Origin of the sequence: Stenotrophomonas maltophilia (assembly GCF_004920835.1) — a bacterium.
Classification (GTDB): Bacteria; Pseudomonadota; Gammaproteobacteria; order Xanthomonadales; family Xanthomonadaceae; genus Stenotrophomonas; species Stenotrophomonas maltophilia_AQ.
In genome coordinates this window covers 1-19,006 of the sequence record NZ_QFHO01000048.1, presented here as the reverse complement: position 1 = coordinate 19,006, position 19,006 = coordinate 1, and the positions used below count along the sequence as shown (strand labels likewise).

General features: G+C 67.3%; 17 protein-coding genes and 1 pseudogene. 12 read left to right on the top strand and 6 right to left on the bottom strand.

The window, feature by feature from the left end:
• A pseudogene (locus tag DI041_RS20550) lies at positions 1-285 on the top strand (MFS transporter); the annotation flags it as partial.
• A gap of 54 nt (positions 286-339) precedes the next feature.
• On the opposite strand, the gene DI041_RS20545 reads toward DI041_RS20550, so the two are convergent.
• Positions 340-1,305, bottom strand: a complete 966-nt coding sequence (locus DI041_RS20545) for a ribokinase (protein WP_046982727.1) — start codon at positions 1,303-1,305, stop codon at positions 340-342.
• Between the two features lie 25 nt (positions 1,306-1,330).
• A complete protein-coding gene (locus DI041_RS20540; RefSeq protein WP_004144334.1) occupies positions 1,331-2,629 on the bottom strand; it encodes a NupC/NupG family nucleoside CNT transporter in 1,299 nt (432 codons plus the stop codon).
• A 194-nt stretch (positions 2,630-2,823) separates the two neighbouring features.
• Between DI041_RS20540 and DI041_RS20535 the strand changes: the two genes are divergently transcribed.
• The 5 genes from DI041_RS20535 to DI041_RS20515 all read left to right on the top strand — a co-directional run bounded on the left by DI041_RS20535 (position 2,824) and on the right by DI041_RS20515 (position 8,228).
• A complete protein-coding gene (locus DI041_RS20535) occupies positions 2,824-3,795 on the top strand; it encodes an aldo/keto reductase (RefSeq protein WP_046982728.1) in 972 nt (323 codons plus the stop codon).
• A 253-nt stretch (positions 3,796-4,048) separates the two neighbouring features.
• Complete coding sequence (gene hemP / locus DI041_RS20530) at positions 4,049-4,243, top strand: hemin uptake protein HemP (protein ID WP_005412278.1); 195 nt, start codon at positions 4,049-4,051, stop codon at positions 4,241-4,243.
• A gap of 153 nt (positions 4,244-4,396) precedes the next feature.
• Positions 4,397-6,616, top strand: coding sequence for a TonB-dependent hemoglobin/transferrin/lactoferrin family receptor (locus DI041_RS20525; protein ID WP_369407447.1), 2,220 nt, complete (start codon positions 4,397-4,399; stop codon positions 6,614-6,616).
• A gap of 4 nt (positions 6,617-6,620) precedes the next feature.
• Positions 6,621-7,220, top strand: a complete 600-nt coding sequence (locus DI041_RS20520) for a ChuX/HutX family heme-like substrate-binding protein (protein WP_004144366.1) — start codon at positions 6,621-6,623, stop codon at positions 7,218-7,220.
• Between the two features lie 72 nt (positions 7,221-7,292).
• Entirely contained in the window at positions 7,293-8,228 is a 936-nt protein-coding gene (locus tag DI041_RS20515) for a DUF6607 family protein (protein ID WP_046982730.1), read from the top strand.
• A gap of 147 nt (positions 8,229-8,375) precedes the next feature.
• On the opposite strand, the gene DI041_RS20510 is transcribed toward DI041_RS20515, so the two are convergent.
• From DI041_RS20510 to DI041_RS20500, 3 genes are all read right to left on the bottom strand, one after another.
• Positions 8,376-8,861, bottom strand: a complete 486-nt coding sequence (locus DI041_RS20510; RefSeq protein WP_248298476.1) for a hypothetical protein — start codon at positions 8,859-8,861, stop codon at positions 8,376-8,378.
• A gap of 113 nt (positions 8,862-8,974) precedes the next feature.
• Entirely contained in the window at positions 8,975-11,491 is a 2,517-nt protein-coding gene (locus DI041_RS20505) for an ABC transporter permease (protein WP_136638879.1), read from the bottom strand.
• Positions 11,488-12,135, bottom strand: a complete 648-nt coding sequence (locus DI041_RS20500) for an ABC transporter ATP-binding protein (RefSeq protein ID WP_046982733.1) — start codon at positions 12,133-12,135, stop codon at positions 11,488-11,490. The genes DI041_RS20505 and DI041_RS20500 overlap by 4 nt, the downstream gene beginning before the upstream one ends.
• 75 nt (positions 12,136-12,210) lie before the next feature.
• Between DI041_RS20500 and DI041_RS20495 the strand changes: the two genes are divergently transcribed.
• The 3 genes from DI041_RS20495 (at position 12,211) to DI041_RS20485 (ending at position 15,084) form a co-directional block, all read left to right on the top strand.
• On the top strand, positions 12,211-12,855 hold the full coding sequence (locus tag DI041_RS20495) for an arylesterase (RefSeq protein ID WP_046982734.1): 645 nt from the start codon (positions 12,211-12,213) through the stop codon (positions 12,853-12,855).
• An 87-nt stretch (positions 12,856-12,942) separates the two neighbouring features.
• Positions 12,943-13,656 (top strand): response regulator transcription factor, encoded by a 714-nt coding sequence (locus tag DI041_RS20490; RefSeq protein ID WP_002811889.1) that lies wholly within the window; start codon positions 12,943-12,945, stop codon positions 13,654-13,656.
• A 156-nt stretch (positions 13,657-13,812) separates the two neighbouring features.
• Complete coding sequence (locus DI041_RS20485; protein WP_046982735.1) at positions 13,813-15,084, top strand: sensor histidine kinase; 1,272 nt, start codon at positions 13,813-13,815, stop codon at positions 15,082-15,084.
• A gap of 52 nt (positions 15,085-15,136) precedes the next feature.
• Here DI041_RS20485 and DI041_RS20480 read toward each other — a convergent pair whose 3' ends face one another.
• Positions 15,137-15,838 carry an SGNH/GDSL hydrolase family protein gene (locus tag DI041_RS20480; RefSeq protein ID WP_136638880.1) on the bottom strand — a complete coding sequence of 234 codons (702 nt, stop codon included), beginning with the start codon at positions 15,836-15,838 and terminating at the stop codon, positions 15,137-15,139.
• Positions 15,839-16,051: 213 nt separating this feature from the next.
• Here DI041_RS20480 and DI041_RS20475 point away from each other — a divergent pair, with 213 nt between their 5' ends.
• The 3 genes from DI041_RS20475 (at position 16,052) to DI041_RS20465 (ending at position 18,609) form a co-directional block, all read left to right on the top strand.
• Positions 16,052-16,447 carry a diacylglycerol kinase gene (locus tag DI041_RS20475; RefSeq protein ID WP_088480332.1) on the top strand — a complete coding sequence of 132 codons (396 nt, stop codon included), beginning with the start codon at positions 16,052-16,054 and terminating at the stop codon, positions 16,445-16,447.
• 32 nt (positions 16,448-16,479) lie between these two features.
• Entirely contained in the window at positions 16,480-17,229 is a 750-nt protein-coding gene (locus DI041_RS20470) for a TerC family protein (RefSeq protein ID WP_012510092.1), read from the top strand.
• 219 nt (positions 17,230-17,448) lie between these two features.
• Positions 17,449-18,609 (top strand): MFS transporter, encoded by a 1,161-nt coding sequence (locus DI041_RS20465; RefSeq protein WP_136638881.1) that lies wholly within the window; start codon positions 17,449-17,451, stop codon positions 18,607-18,609.
• Positions 18,610-19,006 lie beyond the last annotated feature (397 nt).

Here is a 19,006-nt window from a genome sequence, read left to right as displayed (position 1 = left end):
GGGCAGGGAGGGGGGGCGGTCATCGCACTGGCGTTGTGGGGTGTTGCGCATACCGCGCTGTTCCCGCTGTGCCAGGTGCGGGTGATGCGCGCGGCGCCGCAGGCACAGGCGCTGGCCGGCACCTTGAATGTGTCGGCCGCCAATGCTGGTATCGGCCTGGGCGCGTTGCTCGGAGGTGGGGCCATCGAACGCTTCGGCCTGGCTTCGCTGGGCGTGGTGGCCGCTGCGGTGGCGCTGCTGGCGATTGCAGCGGGGCAGCTGTTGCGACATGCGGAAGAACCATAAAAAAAGCCCGGGCATCTGCATGCCCGGGCTCGTTCATCCACGCATGACGTGGATCTACTTTGCTTCGGAATCAGCCGGGGTGAAGCGTGGCATCGCCGCAGCGGCGCCTTCCTTCTCGGTCGAACGGCCGGCGAACTGGTTGGCGAAGCGCACGTGGCGGGCGAACGGGGCGTCGGCCACCTGCGCCAGCGACGCGGCCAGCGCACCGTTGAAGGCGTCGCCGGCACCGGTGGTGTCGATTGCCTGCACCTGTTCGGCACCCACGCGATAGTACGGCTGGGTATCGCCGCGCAGGTTCTCGTCGGCATGCGACACGAACACACCCACCGAACCCAGGGTCACCACCACCGTACCGTTGCCGACCAGCTTGCGGCACAGCGCATGCAGGCTGGCGCCATCCAGCGCAGCGACGTCGTTGGCATCCACGCGCTCGCCGACATGACGGCCAAGCAGGGCGGCGAACTCGGTCTCGTTCGGGGTGATCACATCGGCCAGCTTGAGCAGGCCGATGGTGGAGGGGGCATCGGCCGGCGCGGTGTTGAGCACGGTGGTGACACCGGCCTCGCGGGCGCTGGCCAACGCTGCTTCGATGGTCGGCACCGGCGATTCCAGCTGCACCAGCACCACCTTGGCGCCGGTCAGCAGCGCCTGCTGCTGTTGCAGGAAGTCGGTGCTCAGTGCGGCGTTGGCACCCGGGCCGATCACGATGGTGTTGCGGCCGCGGGCATCCACGTAGATACCAGCAGTGCCGGTCGGTTCGCTGCTGGCTTCGGCGATCAGCCCGAAGCCATCCTGTGCGGCCAGCTCGCGGGCGGTGGCGCCACCGGCGTCATCGCCCAACGCGCACACGAAGTGGGTGTCGGCACCGGCGCGGCAGGCCGCCACGGCCTGGTTGAAGCCCTTGCCACCGGGGCCGGTGCTGTAGCGGCCGGCAATGGTCGCACCCGGTGCCGGCAGCGACTCGCACCGCCACACGTGATCGACATTGAAGGAACCGACGACAACGACACTGCTGCTCATAGGGAATCTTTTCTCAACCAAGGGTTCAACTGAAGTGCGTCAGCACGCCGGCGATGGTCGCCGTCATGAAGGTGGCAATGGTACCGCCCAGCACCGCGCGCAGGCCGAACTTGGCCAGATCGTGGCGACGTTCCGGGGCCAGGCCGCCGATGCCGCCGATCTGGATCGCGATCGAGCTGAAGTTGGCAAAGCCGCACAGCGCGTAGGTGGCGATCAGGCGACCTTCGTCAGACAGGCTCACGCCCGCCACCTGGCCGTTCACGATCTGCGACAGCTCGGTATAGGCGACGAATTCGTTGATCACGACCTTCTGGCCGATCAGCGAACCGACGGTGGTGGCATCGGCCCACGGCGTGCCGATCACCCAGGCGATCGGTGCCAGCACGTAGCCGAAGATGGTCGACAGGTTGGTCGGCTTGCCGATCTGCGCGGCCAGCCCGGTCACTTCACCGATCCAGGTCAGCGGGGCGTTCAGCAGCGCGATCAGTGCGATGAAGGCCAGCAGCATCGCGCCGATGTTCAGCGCCAGCTTCAGGCCGTCACCGGCGCCAGCGGCCGCGGCATCGATGATGTTGCTGGAGGTCTTCTCCACTTCCATCTTCACCGTACCGCGGGTGAGCGGGGTCCCGGTTTCCGGAATCAGCAGCTTGGCCACGACCAGCGTGGCCGGCGCGGCCATGATGCTCGCCGCCAGCAGGTGCTTGGCGTAGAAGGCCTGCTGTACCGGGTCGCCGCCGCCGAGCATGCCCACGTAGGCCGCCAGCACGCCGCCGGCGATGTGGGCCATGCCGCCGATCATCATGGTCAGCAGCTCGGACTGGGTCATCTTGGCGATGTACGGGCGCACCGTCAGCGGCGCCTCGGTCTGGCCGATGAAGACGCTGGCGCAGACGCTGGTGGTTTCCGCACCGGACACGCGCATCACCTTGGTGATCGACCAGGCCATCACGCGCACGATGCCCTGCATGACGTTGAGGTGGTACATCACCCCCATCAGCGCCGAGAAGAAGATGATGGTCGGCAGCACCTGGAAGGCGAAGATGAAGCCGTAGTTCTTGACGTCCATCAACGAGCCGAAGATGAACTTCGAACCTTCGTTGACGAAGCTCAGCACCTTCACGAAGCCGTGGCCCAGCGCATCGAACACGTCGCGGCCGCCCGGCACCAGGATCACCAGCGCCGCGAATGCGATCTGCAGGGTGATACCGGTGGCAACCAGCTTCCAGTCAACCGCACGCTTGTTGTTGGAAAACAACCAGGTGATGCCGATCAGCACCGCCAACCCGAACAGGCCGAAGCCGATCCTGCCCAAACCTTCGACCATGTGAGTGACTCCCCTGGGGCGTCGCGAAAAACGGGAAGCCTAGTGCAGGGCAGGGGCCGGGGCAAGGAAAAGCAGCGTGCGCGCGGCCATCGGTACCGATCAGGCCAGCAACGGCAAGGGGTTGCGGCCGGCAGGGGCAGGTAGAATGGCGGTTCGATCCCGGCCCGGATGCGGGCCCGCAGCAGGAGATTCGCATGCAATACCGTCGCCTGGGCTCCACCGGCCTGCCGATTTCCGCCCTGTCCTTCGGCGCCTGGGTGACCTTCGGCGACCAGATCCCGCGCGACGAGGCCCGCAACCTGGTGGCCGCCGCCTGGGATCATGGCGTCAACTTCTTCGATAATGCCGAGGGCTACGCCAACGGTCGCGCCGAACAGGTGATGGGCGATGTGATCACCGACCTGCGCCTGCCACGCGATGGCTTCTGTGTCTCCAGCAAGGTGTTCTTCGGCAGCGCCAAAGACCCGCGACCAACCCAGCGCGGGCTGTCGCGCAAGCACGTGACCGACGCCTGCCACGCCGCGCTCAAGCGCCTGCGGGTGGATTACCTCGACCTCTATTACTGCCACCGCCCGGATCCAGACGCACCGATCGCCGAGACCGTGCACGCCATGGACACCCTGGTGCGGCAAGGCAAGATCCTTTACTGGGGTACCTCGGAGTGGTCGGCGGCGCAGATCCAGCAGGCGCTGGACATCGCCGAGGCGCACAACCTGCAGGGCCCGTCGATGGAGCAGCCGCAGTACAACCTGCTGCACCGCGAGCGTGTCGAGGTCGAGTACGCGCCGCTGTATGCCGGCGCCGGCCTGGGCACCACGATCTTCTCGCCGTTGGCGTCAGGCCTGTTGAGCGGCAAGTACGACCAGGGCATCCCGGCCGATGCACGGCTGGGCCGCGAGGGCATGGAATGGCTGCAGGACCTGGTGCTGGGTGCTGACGCCGAGGCTCGCCTGGCACAGGTGCGCCGTTTCAGCGAGGTCGCACGCGCGCTTGGCCATGCCCCGGCGACGCTGGCGATTGCCTGGTGCCTGCGCAACCCGAACGTCTCCAGCGTGATCCTGGGCGCCAGCCGGGTCAGCCAGCTGCTGCAGAACCTGCAGGCGCTGGACGTACTGGAGCAGGTCGATGCCGCCGGCTGGGCCCAGCTCGAAGCCGTCTTCGGCTGACCGGCAGCAGCGCCATGTAGAGTCGAGCCGTGCTCGACTCTGCGCGCAGCGCGGGTTTCACCTGGCCGGACTCGAAGAGCAGTCGAGCACGGCTCGACTCTACAAAAGCCGCCCGCCCCATCTTTCAATTGATGATCCCTATCGAATTTCCGGATTCGATCATTAATCTCATCAATGAAATTGAGAATGGTTGTTGATTGTCAACTGAGAATCATTATCATTTAACTCGTCCCTCGCACGAGTCCAGATGCTCATGAATGCTCAACCTGTACTGCTGCGCCCCGAAACGCTGACCCTCCGCGATCGTCCGGTCCGCGTCGTTCCGCCGGAAGAGGTCATCGACAGCGAAGCCCTGCTCAAGGGCCGTCGTGAAATCCTGATCCAGCACGGCGACCGCTTCTATCGCCTGCGCCACACCAGCAACGACAAGCTGATCCTGACCAAGTAATCGCGGCCTGGTCGCCCGCCTCCCTCCCTCCTGCCGGCAGCGCCGACAGGGTGGGCGACCCGTCCGCTCCCGCTCTCTCCCCCTCGGTCTACCGCGTGCACCTTCCGGGTGTGCCGGTAACCGGGGGTTCCCTTGCCTGACCGAATGAACCCGATGACCCGCCATACCGCCCTGAGTCTCGCCGTCTGGATGGCCTTGCCGCTGTCCGCCCACGCTGCTGCTGCCGCCGCGCCCGATGCGCGCGAATTTGACCGGGTGCAGGTCACCGCTACCCGCACCGAACGGGCCGTGAGCGACGTTGCGGCCACCGTCGACGTCATCGACCGCGAGCAGATGGACCGGCACCTGGTACAGGACATCAAGGATCTGGTGCGCTACGAGCCGGGCCTGTCGGTCACCCGCAGCGCCACCCGCTTCGGCCTGGATGGTTTCCGCATCCGTGGCCTGGATGGCAACCGCGTGCGCATCCAGACCGACGGCATCGTCATGCCGACCCGGTTCGACATCGGTTCGTTCGCCAGTTCCAACCGCAACTACACCGACCTGGACACGCTCAAGCGCGTGGAGATCGTGCGTGGCCCGGCCAGTTCGCTGTACGGCTCCGATGCACTGGGCGGCGTGGTCGCGTTCGTCACCAAGGACCCGGCCGACTACCTCAAGGACGGCAAGGACAGCTACTTTGGACTGAAGTTCGGCTACGACGGCGAGTGGAAGGGCCTGCTTGGCGGTGCCACCGCTGCCTTCGGTGGCGAGCACTGGAGCGGCCTGGTCAACGTGAACCATCACCAGGGCCAGGAGACGGACAACAAGGGTACGGTGCGCAGCGACGATCGCACGCGCACTGCGGCCAACCCGCAGGACCGCGACGGCCGCAGCCTGCTCAGCAAGCTGGTCTATGCGCCCAGCGAGGACCAGCGCTTCCGCCTGACGGTGGAAGGCAACGAAGACACCACCGACACCAACGTGCTGTCGTCGGTGGGTGTCAGTTCGGCCACCGGCATGAAGGGGCATGACACGCAGAAGCGCACCCGCGTCTCCTTCGCCCACGAGATGGATGCTCTGGACCAGCCGTTCGCCGACAGCCTGCATTGGCAGGTGTATGCGCAGAACAGCGAAACCCGGCAGCAGACCGACGAGACGCGCACCGACGGCAGCCGCCGCCACCGCGTGTTCTCCTTCGACCAGCATGCCTATGGCCTGCAGGCGCAGTTCAACAAGGCGTTCAGCACCGGCACGATCGAACATGCGTTGACCTACGGCTTCGAGGGCACGCGTACCGAGATCCGCCAGAAGCGCGACGGCTACCAGGTCAACCGCGCTGGTGTGGTCAGCAATGCCATCGTCCCCGATGTGTTCCCGGTGCGGGACTTCCCGATCAGCAAGACCACCGAGCTGGGCCTGTATGCACAGGACGAAATGCGCCTGGCCGACGGCAGGCTGTCGCTGGTGCCGGGCGTGCGCGTTGACCGTTACGAGCTGAAGCCGGAGGTGGACGGCATCTTTGCCGAAGACAATCCGACCACGGCGGTTGCGCAGCTGAAGAAGACCAGCGTGTCGCCGAAGCTGGGCATGGTCTGGCGCTTCACTGACCAGTGGTCGCTGTTCGCCGGCTATGCACGCGGCTTCCGGTCGCCGCCGTACAACGACGTCAACATCGGCCTGACCAACGTCGCCTTCGGATACACCGCCATCGCCAACCCGGACCTGAAGCCGGAAACCAGCGACGGCTACGAGCTGGGCCTGCGCTTCATCGCACCGGCCGCGTACGTCAGCGTCAGTGGCTACTACAACGACTACAAGGACTTCATCGAGTCCAACGTCAACACCGGCCGCAACGCACAGGGCCTGATGGTGTTCCAGTCGCAGAACATCGCCGACGCGCGCATCTACGGTGCGGAAATGAAGGCCGGCATCGAATTCGGTGAACTCAGCCCGGCGCTGAAGGGTTGGGCGCTGCGCAGCGCACTGGCGTGGTCGCGTGGCGACAACAAGACCAACGACGAACCGCTGGCCTCGGTCGATCCGCTGCGTGGCACGCTGGGCCTGATGTACGACACCGACACCTGGGGTGTCGAGCTGGCCGGCACCTTCGTGCAGCGCAAGAAGCATCTGCCGCCGCCGGCCGCGCAGACCAACCCGAATGCACCGGCGCCGTTCGTCTACCAGCCGGCTGGCTACGGCGTACTGGACCTGATGGCGCACTGGAACTTCGCACCGGGTGCCACCTTCAATGTCGGCGTGTTCAACCTGGCCGACAAGCGCTACATCGAATGGTCGTCGATCACCCCGAGCCTGATCACCGATCGCACGCTGAGCGATCGCTTCAGCAGCCCGGGCCGTACCTTCTCCGCCAGCCTTGCCGTTTCCTGGTGACCTCATGAGCCGAGCACTGTCCGCCCGCAGGAATGACTCCATCGCCGTGCCGAACAGCGCGGCCTGGCCGACCCCGGCACAGCTGGCCACGCTCGGCACCGTGTTGTGCCTGTACCACGCCGACGGCAATGAGCTGGGTGGCTGGCGTCAGGCGGTGCGTGTACATGCCTGCCAGGGTGTGGACAGCGAGGGCCTGCGCGAAAGCCTGTGCTTCCTCGATGGCCGCGGCCGCTGCGTGTGGCGCTTGTACCTGCTGCCAGACAGTGACTTCCTGGCCTGGGACCGGCTGGTGGCCGCGCTGCCGCCGGGCCCGGAACACGACAGCGATGCCAGCGTCGGCGAACGCCTGTGGCGGCGCCTGGCCGGCCATCTGGGTGGTCAGCGCTGGCGCCTGTGCGCGCTGCGCCTGCATGCCGCCGACGATGGCCGCACCTTGGCCGCCAGCCTGTCGACCCTGTCTTCGCTGGGCGCTGCCACCGCGCGTCGCATTGCGCGCCTGGAGAGCGCCGAGGGTGAGTTGGCGATCGACGACTGCTGCTGTGCCGATGCCGCACGGCGACCGACCCCGCGGGTTCCCGGCGATCTGCCGCTGATCCGCCTGTGACCCATTGCTGATGGAACGCCTGTCGGCCACGGACGGCCTCTCAACGAATCTGCAACCCCGAAGGAAGACCCGATGAAACTCCAGACAGCCAGCGTCATGCTGCTGCTCGCCGCCAGCGGCGTGGCCAGCGCGCAGCCCTCCGACATCGCCCGCGACCACGACAGCATCCTTGCCATGCAGGGTGAGTACACCGTGGACTTCGCCTTTGACGAGACCGTGCTGCTGAAGCCGGGCTACGAGCGCGCACCGGCGATGCGCAGTGGCGGCAACGAAGTGGTCATCGTGGTCGAAGACACTCCGAAGCGCATCGTGCTGCAGCATTTGCTGCTGGACGAGAAGAGCGGCCACATCACCAAGCACTGGCGCCAGGACTGGGTCTACGAAGCGCCGAACCGCTTCGAATTCAGTGCCGACCAGACCTGGCAGGTGCGCAGCATTCCGGCGGCGGTGAACCAGGGGGCCTGGACCCAGTGCGTCTACGAAGTGAGTGACGCGCCGCGCTACTGCGGCACCGGCAAGTGGACCTACACCAACAACGTGCCGAGCTGGAGCAGCGACCTGAGCTGGCGTCCGCTGCCGCGCCGTGAGTACACCAAGCGCAGCGATTACAACGCGCTGGCCGTGATCAACCGCCACACGCTGACCCCGAACGGCTGGACCCACGAGCAGTTCAACACCAAGGTGCAGCGCAACGCCGACGGCAGCCAGGTGGAGATCGCACGCGAGTTTGGCTTCAACGACTACGTGAAGACCACCGAGGTCGATTTCACCCCGGCGCGCAACTATTGGAAGGCAACTGCCGGTTACTGGGCCAAGGTGCGCCAGCGCTGGGACGGCTTCCTCGGCCAGGCGCCGGGCGTGCACCTGAAGACCAAGATCGACGGCATGGCGATGATCATCCCGATGTTCACCCAGGCCGAAGAGATCCAGGCCGGCAAGAAGGTGAAGGACAAGCAGATCGACGAAGTGTTCGCCAAGTACGTGGAAAAGGCGCCGAAGGAAGGTTGATTGCTGTCTCGCTGGTGGGTGCCGGGCGTGCCTGGCACCGCATCCACCCACGGCGTGGATCTACTGAGCGTACCTTCGCTTTGGTATAGGTACCGAGCTTGCTCGGCACGCTCTCGGCGATGATCGCAAGCGCGGGGTGCGATGCACTCAGGACGCCGGCCCACCCAGCGTGGTCAGGTCCAGTCCCGCGTTCTGGAAGGCACGCAGGGTGGCCTGCAGGCTCGCCTCGTCATCGCGGGTGCGGACACCCATGACAGCTTCGTGGCAACGTACTCGATCCGTGCTGCAGGCGCTCCGGTCCGGCAGCAGCAGCGCGGTCTGTGCGACGAGGATCGCCATGTGCGCCACTTCCTTTCTCGGCTTCGGTTGGCCCCGGTAGAACCGGTCGAACTCAGCACGCAGGTCGGCCACCACGTCGGCATCGCTGCGCGTGCGTGACACGCTGGCCGGAACCAGATAGGTCGGATGGCCCTCGTGGAAGGCTTGCGCCTCGTCGGCCAGCACCGTTTCCAGCACGAAGGCCTGCACCGCGTCCGGGGCATAGCCTTCCGCCGCGCGGGCGTCTGCAGGCAGCATCGCACCGAGCAGCGGGGAACTGGCCAGAAGGATGCGCAGACAGAGGCCGTATTTCATCTTCATTCCTTGAACCTCGGGAGCGGGGGAGCAACGTTCAGCGCTTCCGGACGATCTGATCGAGTGGGGCGCGCAGCATACCGCCCGCCCCACCCGTGTGTGTCGCAACCGCATCACGCCTCGCGCAATGCCAATGCCGGTGGCGTGTGCAGGATCCGCCGGGTGCCCAGCCAGCCGGCCAGCAGGCTCAGCGCGATGCCGAGCAGGCCACCCAGCAGCAGGCCCGGCCACGGCGGCAGCAGTGGCAGCTCGAACACCTTCTGCGAGACCGCCACGCCGATGGCAGCAGCTGCGCCCACCGCCAGCAACGCCGCCAGCGTGCCCAGCGCACCGAACTCCACCAGCACCGCGCCGCGCAACTGGCGCCGGGTCGCGCCCAGCGTGCGCAGCACCGCGCTGTCGTAGCGACGCTCGCCGGCCGTGGCCTGTAGTGCGGCCAGCAGCACCAGCACGCCCGCCAGCAGGCTGAACACCATCACCAGCTGCACCGCCTGTGCCACCCGCTCCATCACATCGCGCACCTGCGAGATCACCGCATCCACGTCCAGCAGGGACAGGTTCGGCTGCGCGCGGACCAGCTCGCCCAGTCCGGCTGCCTCGCCGGCCGGCAGATGGAACGCCGACAGCAGGTTGTGCGGCGTATCGCCCACCGCGTTCGGGTTCAGCAGCACGAAGAAGTTCGGCCGGAAGGTGTTCCAGTCCGCCTTTCGCACGCTGGTGACAGTGAACTCGCGTTCCTGCTCGCCCACCGCAATGGTGATGCGGTCACCGGGGTACACGCCGTAGCGCTTGGCCCAGCCGATCTCCACGGATGCCTCGGCAGCGGTGCTGTCCGGCTTCCAGAACGTGCCGTTGACCAGCGTATTTGCCGGCGGGAACGTGCTGCGCCAGCTGAAGTTCAACGGCCGGTTTTCATCGTCGTCGTCGCGCTGGCCTTCGGCCTGTGCCGGTTGCCCCTCCTGCGCGGGCGAGCGGTCCATGCGCAGCGGCGGTTTGCCGTTGATCGCAATCAGGCGGCCGGTGGCCATCGGTTCGATGCTGGCGTCGTGGGCGCCCAGTCCACGCAGCGCGGCCAACACACTGTCGCGCTGCTCGGGCTGGATGTTGATCAGGAAGTAGTTCGGCGTATCCGCCGGTAGCCGCTCGCGCCACTGCTGCAGCAGACCGGGGCCGGTCACCGCCAGCAGCAACAGCGCGCACAGCGACAGCGACAGCCCCACCAGCTGCATCACCGCCAGCATCCGGCGCCGGGTCAGGGCGGCCAGGCCCAGTCGCCAGTTGCCATGCAGGCGGTGCTGCAGGCCGCGCAGCAGCTGCAGCAGCACGAAGCCGAGCACGCCGGCCGCCACCGCCAGCGCGGCCAACCCGCCCAGCACCCACAGCGCCAGCTTGAGATCACCGGTGACCTGCACCGCCAGCAGCAGACTGGCGGCCAAGGCAGCCACGTAGGCCAGCAGCGAGGCCGGTGGCAGGGCGGCGAAGGAACGGTTGAGCACGCGCATCGGCGGCACCCCACGCAGGCGCAGAAGCGGCGGCAGGCCGAAGCCGAACAGCAGCAACAGGCCGATGCCGGCGCCGGTCAGGGCAGGCATCGCTTCCGGCAGCGGCAGGCGTTGTGGCACCAGGCTGCCCAGCACCTGCACAAGGCCTTCCTGCGCAGCCATGCCGAGAGCGATGCCGAGTGCGCAGGCCGGAACCGCCAGCATCAGCAGCTGCAGTGCCAGGCCGAACAGGATGTCGCGCTGGCGGGCACCCAGGCAGCGCAGGATCGCCACCTGGTCGATGCGGCGCAGGGCGAAGCGGTTGGCGGCCAGTGCCGTGGCCACGCCGGCCAGCAGCACCGCCAGCAGTGCGCTCAGGCCGAGGAAGCGCCCGGCCAGGTCGAAGGCCTGGCGCACACCACGCTGGGTGTCGTCCACGCTCAGCAGGCGCAGGCCCTTGACCTGCGGCAGCAACCACTGGCGCAGCGCGGCAATCTGGTCGGCCTGCCCGGAGAACATCAGCCGGTAGTTGATGCGGCTGCCCGGACCGAGCAGACCGGTGCCTTCCACATCGGCGCGGTTGACCAGCAGGGTGGGGGAAAGCGTAAGCAGGTCGCCGCCGGTATCCGGTTCGGCCTCGATGATGCCGGCGATGCGCAGCGTGCCAGCGCCGAATTCAAGGTCGTCACCGGATTTCAGTCCCAGGCCCTGCAGCAGGCGCGGGTCGGCATAGGCCTGGCCTTTGGCCGGCATGCCGGCGTTGTCGATCAGGGCGCCCCCGGGCGAGGCCCGCACCCGCAGCGTGCCGCGCAGCGGATAGCCGGCTTCCACGGCCTTGATGCTGGCCATCTGGCTGGCCTCGCCATGGAACAGCACGCTGCCGAAGCTGGCGATGCGGGTATGCGCCAGACTGCGTCGCTGCGCTTCTTCGGCGAAGGCTGCCGGTGGGTCGTCGCGCCCGGCGATGCCGAGGTCACCGCCGAGCATCTCGGCTGCGCTGCCGGTCAGCGCCAGGTTGACCCGGTTCACCAGCGTGCCCACCGCCGTCATCACCGCCACGCCCAGCACCAACGCGACGAATACGGTCAGCAGATCGCCGGCCAGCGCCTCGCGACGCAGCGCGCGCCATGCATGGCGCAGCAGGTTCATGCGTCGGCCCCGTGCTCGACCGGCAGCAGGCGGCCGTTGTCGATGCGCTGGATGTACTGGCAGCGCTGCGCCAGGCGCAGGTCGTGGGTGACCAGCACAAGCGTCGTGCCGCTGCCGGCGTTGAGTTCGAACAGCAGGTCGCTGATGTGCTGGCCGGTAGCCTGGTCCAGCGAACCGGTGGGTTCATCGGCGAACAGGATGCGCGGGCGGGTGACGAAAGCCCGGGCCAGCGCCACGCGTTGCTGCTCGCCACCGGACAACTGGCGCGGGTAGTGGCGTGCGCGATGGCCCAGGCCGACCTGCGCCAGTACCTCCTCGACGCGTGCGCGGTCCTCGCGCCCGGCCAGCTCCAGCGGCAGCGCGACGTTCTCGGCGGCGGTCAGCGCCGGCAGCAGGTGGAAGCTCTGGAACACGAAGCCGACCTCGCGTGCGCGCAGCTGGGCGCGGGCTTCCTCGTCCAGCGCCGCCAGATCCTGGCCGGCCAGCGCGATGCTGCCGCGGCTGGGCAGGTCAAGGCCGGCCAGCAGGCCGAGCAGGGTGGTCTTGCCGGAACCGGACGCGCCGACGATGGCCACGCTGGTGCCTTCATGGACGGTCAGGGTGATGTTGTCCAGTATGTGGACTTCACCCTCCGGGCCCTGCACGGATTTGCCGACCTGGTCGACGGCGATGGCGACGGGCGCGCTGCGGGGGGACAGGCTGTCGATGAGGAGACTCCAATGTGCAAGACGGGATGGAGCCGGCGAGCCGGCGCGATGATGGTGCTGTTGCTGGGGTTCCTGCTGCTGCCTGGGCTGGCCTCTGCCAAAGGTCCGGCCGGCACGGTGCTGGTGCTCGGCGACAGCCTCAGTGCTGCCCACAATATCCCCGCCGACGCCGGCTGGGTCAGCCTGCTGCAGCAGCGGGTCAGGCAGCAGTCGAAAACACCGGCGCGCATCGTCAATGCCAGCATGAGCGGTGAGACCACCGCCGGCGCGCTGACCCGCCTGCCGGGCCTGCTGGCCAAGGAAAAACCCACCGTAGTGGTGATTGCCCTAGGCGGCAATGACGCACTGCGCGGGCTGACCCCGGCGCAGGTGCAGGGCAACCTGGAAAAGATGGTGCAGGCCAGCCAGAAGGCCGGTGCCAAGGTGTTGCTGCTCGGCATCGATGTGCCGCCCAACTATGGGGCGGGTTATCGCCAGCGGCTGGCGGCGGCCTACAAGGCACTGGCCACGCAGTACAAGGTACCGCTGCTGCCGTTCCTGCTGGAGGGCGTGGCACTGCAGCCGGGGCTGATGCAGGCTGATGGCCTGCACCCGACCGCGCAGGCGCAGCCGAAGGTGCTGGACAACGTCTGGCCATTGCTGCGGCCCCTGCTCTGAACGATTTACATCCCTCTTGACGGAACTTCACATCGCGTCCACCGTCGATCCGGCATGTTTCACAAAGCTGAAGTTAGAGGGAATCACATGCGTCAGACGAAGGAGACCTCCGGCTTGGTGCTGGTGGTCGAAGACAACCGCAACATCTCCGAGATGATCGGGGAATACCTGGAAGGTCGCGGCTTCGAAGTCGACTATGCACAGGACGGCCTGGATGGCTACCGCCTTGCGGCGGAGAACAGCTATGACGTCGTGGTGCTCGACTTGATGTTGCCGCGCCTGGATGGCATCGAAGTGTGCCGTCGCCTGCGCAACGATGCGCGCAAGTCCACCCCGGTGCTGATGCTCACGGCACGCGACACGCTGGATGACAAGCTCACCGGCCTCGGTTTCGGCGCCGATGACTATCTGACCAAGCCGTTCGCGATCCAGGAGCTGGAAGCACGCCTGCGCGCGCTGATCCGTCGCGAACGCCGCCAGGTCGGTTCGGAAGTGCTCAAGGTCGCCGACCTGGTGCTCGATCCGGTCAGCATGCGCGCCACCCGTGCCGGCACCGAGCTGCAGCTGTCGCCGATCGGCCTGCGCCTGCTGACCATCCTGATGCGCGAATCGCCGCGCGTGGTCACCCGCCAGGAGATCGAACGCGAGATCTGGGGCAACGGGCTGCCGGATTCGGACACCCTGCGCAGCCATCTGTACAACCTGCGCAAGATCATCGACAAGCCGTTCGACCGCCCGCTGCTGCACACCGTACAGAGCGCCGGTTACCGCATTGCCGATATCGCCCAGCCGATGGCCTGAGCAGGGCCATCGCCGGTGCAGCAGCAAGCCCGGCCGGGCAACGGCCACGCACCAGGGCAGGGCATGACCGGCAGGCAGTACCGCCGGTCAGCGCCCATGCACGACTACGGCGCGGTGCGCTGCCTATAATCGCAGCGCTCCGACCGGGACCCCGCAATGCCGCACGGCCTGCCGCGCAAGATCCGTATCGCTTTCATCCTGCAGGCAGTGCTGGCCAGCCTGGGCATCCTGCTCGGTGCCTGGCTGGTATCGCTGGTGATCAAGCACAGCCTGGTCGGCGCGGCCCTGCGCGAGGAGGCGGCGTACTTCTGGACGCTGCACGAGGCCTCGCCGGTGCAGCCGCCGCCCAACACCCAGAACATCCGCGGCTACCTGCTGGAAAGCGGGCAGTCGGCGTTGTCGTTGCCGGCCAACCTGCGCAATCTGGAGCCGGGCTTCCACGAACTGCGCAAGGATGACCAGCTGGTACTGGTCGATGTACGCCCGGCCGGTCGCCTGTACCTGGTGTTCCTGCGTTCGCGCGCGGAGATGCTGGCGTTCTGGTTCGGCATCGTGCCGGTGCTGCTGACCCTGCTGGCGGTTTATGGCGCCAGCTGGGTGACCTATCGCGCCTCCAAGCGGCTGGTGTCGCCGGTGAACTGGCTGGCGCGCCGCGTCTCGCGCTGGGACCCGGGCCATCCCGAGGCGGCCGACCTCGAGCCGAACAAGCTGCCGGCGGACATGCAGGGCGAGACCCGGCAGCTGGCTGCCGCACTGCATTCACTGGCCAACCGGGTCAGCGCGCACGTGGCCCGTGAGCGCAACTTCACCCGCGATGCCAGCCATGAGCTGCGCACACCGCTGACCGTGATCCGGGTGGCCAGCGACATGGCGCTGGGCGATGACAGCCTGGAGCCGCGCCTGCGCCGCAGCCTGCAGCGTATCCAGCGCGCCGGGCGTGACATGGAGGCGGTGATCGATGCGTTCCTGATCCTGGCCCGCGAGGCCGATGTCGAGCCGCAGATCGAGCTGTTCGACGTCAACGACATCGTCCGCTACGAGGTGGACAACGCCAACGAGCTGCTGGGTACGCGCTCGGTATCGGTGCACCTGCACAGCGATGGCCCGGTGCAGCTGCATGCGCCGCCGCGGGTGCTGCAGGTGGTGGTCAGCAACCTGGTGCGCAACGCCTGCAGCTACACCGATGAGGGGCGCATCGACGTGCATGTGCACAACGACCGCGTGGTGGTGCGCGATACCGGCATCGGCATGTCCGCCGAGGCGCTGTCGCGCGCGTTCGAGCCGTTCTACCGCGCCGAGCCGAGCCGTCCGCAGGGCACCGGCCTGGGCCTGTCGATCGTGCGCCGGCTGTGCGACCGCTTCGGCTGGAAGGTCAGCTTGGCCAGTGAGCCTGGCAAGGGCACCGAAGCCACGGTGATTTTCCGCTGAGGCGGCACCAGCTGCCTCGGTAGATGCCGACCTTGGTCGGCGAACGCACGCCTCAGTCGCACTTCACCTTCGGCGCCAGCGCCTTGGTCCAGATCGCATAGCCGGCTGGGGTCATATGCAGCATGTCCTCGCGGAACAGCGCCGCGTCCGGCTGTCCATCGGCGCCGAGCATCGGCGTGTAGACGTCGGTGAAGCCGGTATTGGGCAGCCTGGCCAGGGCGACCTTGATCAGCGTGTTGGCTTCGTTGATCGCCGGCAGCAGGTGCGCACGCGACGGGCTCGGTTTGATCGACAGGTACTCCACCTTCGTCTTCGGCAGGTCGCGGTGCACGCGCTGCACGAAGGCGACCACATCGTCGCGCACCTGCACCGCGCTGCGGCCGCTGTTGAGGTCGTTGTCGCCGGCGTAGAAGAACACCTTGCATGGCGCATACGGCACTACGATCTGGCCGGCATACCAGGTGCTGTCGCGCACTTCCGAACCGCCGAAGCCACGGTTGAACACCGGCTGGCCGGGGAAGTCGGTGGCCAGGCTGTCCCACATGCGGATGGAGGAGCTGCCGATGAACTCGATGCCGCCGCGCGGCGGCGGGCTGGTCTGGTCGGCGCTGGCGAAGTGGGCCATGTCGCCGGCCCAGGCCACGTTGGAGACCTGCTCGGGCACGCGCGGCGGCTTGGTCGGGCTCAGCGCCTGGGCCAGGGGGGCGGCGGTCAGCAGGCCCAGCATCAGCAGGCAGGTACGGCGACGGGACATCAGGCGCTCCAGCAGGGAAGGGGACATCCATCATAGGAGCTGGGGCGGGCCCGGGCTTGCCCTTGGCAGGCCATTGGCCAAGCGCTGCCCGGGATGCGGCCGGCGGCCTTGTGGCAAAATGGCGGCCATCTGCCTATCCCTGTGCACCCATGATTCCCTGCCGTGCGTCTGAGCGGTCGCTGCGCCGCGCCCCTGTTGCTGGATGTCTCACCCGTGGCTGATCAGTTCGGCCACATGCCCCGCGGCCCGCGCCGCATCTTCCAGGCCGCCCGCTGGTCCTGGCAGGGCCTGCGCGCTGCCTGGCTGCACGAGTCCTCGTTCCGGCTGGAGGTCTACCTGCTGGTGCTGCTGACCCCGCTCGCGGTCTGGCTGGGCCAGACGCCGGTCGAACGCGCGCTGCTGATCGGCTCGATGCTGCTGGTGCTGGCGATGGAGCTGGCCAATTCGGCCATCGAGGCGGTGATCGAGCGCTACGGCAGCGAGATCCATGAGCTGGCCGGCCGGGCCAAGGACATGGGCTCGGCGGCGGTGTTCATGCTGATGATGAACGTGCTGCTGTGCTGGGGCCTGGTACTGGTGCCGCGCCTGTTCCCGGCCAGCGCCGGCTGATCCTTCTTCCTCCCCCTTGTTGAAGACTTCCCATGTCCCTTGAGTTTCTCGCCGATCCGAACGTCTGGTTGACCTTGTTCACGCTGAGCGCGCTGGAAATCGTGCTCGGTATCGACAACCTGGTATTCATTTCCATCGCGGTCAGCAAGCTGCCCGAGCACCGCCGCCCGTTCGCGCGCCGGCTCGGCATCGCCGTGGCCTGCATCACCCGTATCGGCCTGCTGGTGTCGCTGGCGTATCTGGCGCACATGCAGGCGAACCTGTTCACCGTGGCCGGCATGGGCATTTCCATCCGCGACCTGGTGCTGATCGTCGGTGGCCTGTTCCTGATCATCAAGGGCTGGATGGAGATCAAGGAAATGATCACCGGTGGCGAGGATGAGGACCCGAGCACGACCAAGACCTCGGCCGTATTCGGCTACGTGATCGCGCAGATCGCGATCATCGACATCGTGTTCTCGCTGGACTCGGTGATCACTGCCGTCGGCATCGCCGACCACGTGCCGGTGATGGTCGCCGCGATCCTGCTGTCGGTGGCGGTGATGTTGCTGGCGGCCAACCCGCTGGGCCGCTTCATCGATGCCAATCCGACCGTGAAGATGCTGGCCCTGGCCTTCATCCTGCTGATCGGTGCGGTGCTGATCCTGGATGGCCTGGACGTGCACGTGCCCAAGCCCTACATCTACGCCGCGATGGGCTTCTCGGTGCTGGTGGAGTGGCTGAACCTGCTGATGCGCCGCCGCGCGCGCGAACACCACGTGCCGGGTGCCGGCGACTGGTAAGCAGATCACAGGCAAGCGTGTCACCCAGAACCCCCGGCCAGCGCCGGGGGGCTGCGTTGCGAGGCCCACCGCGCTCGCCGGGCATGGCCCGGCGGGGAGGTTCCCGCCAGCTGTGAATTGAGATCAACAGTGTTTTCCCGGGGCGAGGCTTAATCCGGGCCGACAAAGCGCGCAGGCTACGCGCTCTTTTCCAGGACCTGCCCCACGCAGGATGACCTCATGAACTCCAGAGCCGCTCTGCTGGCCCTCGCCGTCGGCGCCTTCGCCATCGGCACCACTGAATTCGCGCCGATGGGCCTGCTGCCTGTCATTGCCGACGGCGTAGGCGTGAACATTCCCACCGCCGGCATGCTGATCACGGCCTATGCCGTGGGCGTCATGCTGGGCGCGCCGGTGATGACCCTGCTGATGGGACGCTTCGGCAAGCGCACTGCGCTGATGCTGCTGATGTCGATCTTCGTGGTCGGCAACCTGCTGTCGGCACTGGCCCCGAACTACGGCCTGCTGTTGTTGTCGCGCCTGGTCACCAGCCTCAATCACGGTGCCTTCTTCGGCATCGGTGCGGTGGTCGCCGCGAGCCTGGTACCGAAGGAAAAGCAGGCGGCCGCCGTGGCGACCATGTTCATGGGCCTGACCATCGCCAACATCGGTGGCGTGCCGCTGGCAACCTGGGTGGGCCAGCAGTTGGGCTGGCGCCTGTCCTTCGCCGGTACTGCGGTGCTGGGCCTGGTGGCGATCACCGCGCTGGGCCTGGCCCTGCCGGCATCCGCGCCTGATGCGCGTCCGGACGTGCGCCGCGAGATGAAGGCGATCCTGCAGCCGCAGGTGCTGCTGGCCATGGCCACCACAGTGCTAGGCGCAGGCGCGATGTTCACCCTCTACACCTACGTGGCGCCGGTGCTGACCGAGCTGACCGGTGCCTCCAACGCCTTCATCGCGATGTCGCTGGCCCTGATCGGCATTGGATTCACTTTCGGCAACGGCATCGGCGGGCGCATGGCCGACTGGTCGCTGGATGGCGCCACCCGCATCCTGCTCGCGGTACTGGCCGTGTTGATGTTCGTGCTGCCGCTGGCCTTCATGAATCACGCCACGGCGGCGCTGGGCGTGCTGCTGTTCGGTGCCGCGACCTTCGCGATCGTGCCGCCGCTGCAGATCCGGGTGATGCAGGCCGCCAGCGAGGCGCCGGGCCTGGCGTCGTCGATCAACGTCGGTGCGTTCAACCTCGGCAATGCACTGGGCGCGGCGCTGGGTGGTGCGGTGATCAGCCTGGGGCTGGGGTACGCGGCGATTCCGGTGGCCGGTGGCCTGCTGGCAGCGTCGGCGCTGCTGCTGGCGTGGCTGGGGCGTGCGCGCGCCCCGGTGGCTGAGGCCTGTTGAACGGTGTGGGGTTCCGGCAGGGCTTGCAGCCCTGCACCCGCAGAATCCAGAGCAACAGCAACAGCCCGCATTCCGTGGGTTGGCGGGGTGGGTCAGCTTGCGGGGGACGCTGCAAGTACGTCCCTGTAAGCTCGGTCGCGCCATCCATGGCGCTCACGCCCCCGCAAGCTGACCCACCCCGCCTTCGACAGGTTCCTGCGATCTGTTGGAACCTGCTGCTGATGGTGGGTGCCGACCGTTGGTCGGCACGAATGCCTGGAGCATGGGCTTTCGCTTTTGCTCTTTTTTGATCTTCCCGCGGTGCGCAGGAAACCGTCCGTGGCCGGGAGGGTGAGTGGGCTGGGGGCGTAAGCGCCATGGATGGCGCGCCCGAGCCTACAAGGACGTATTCACGGCG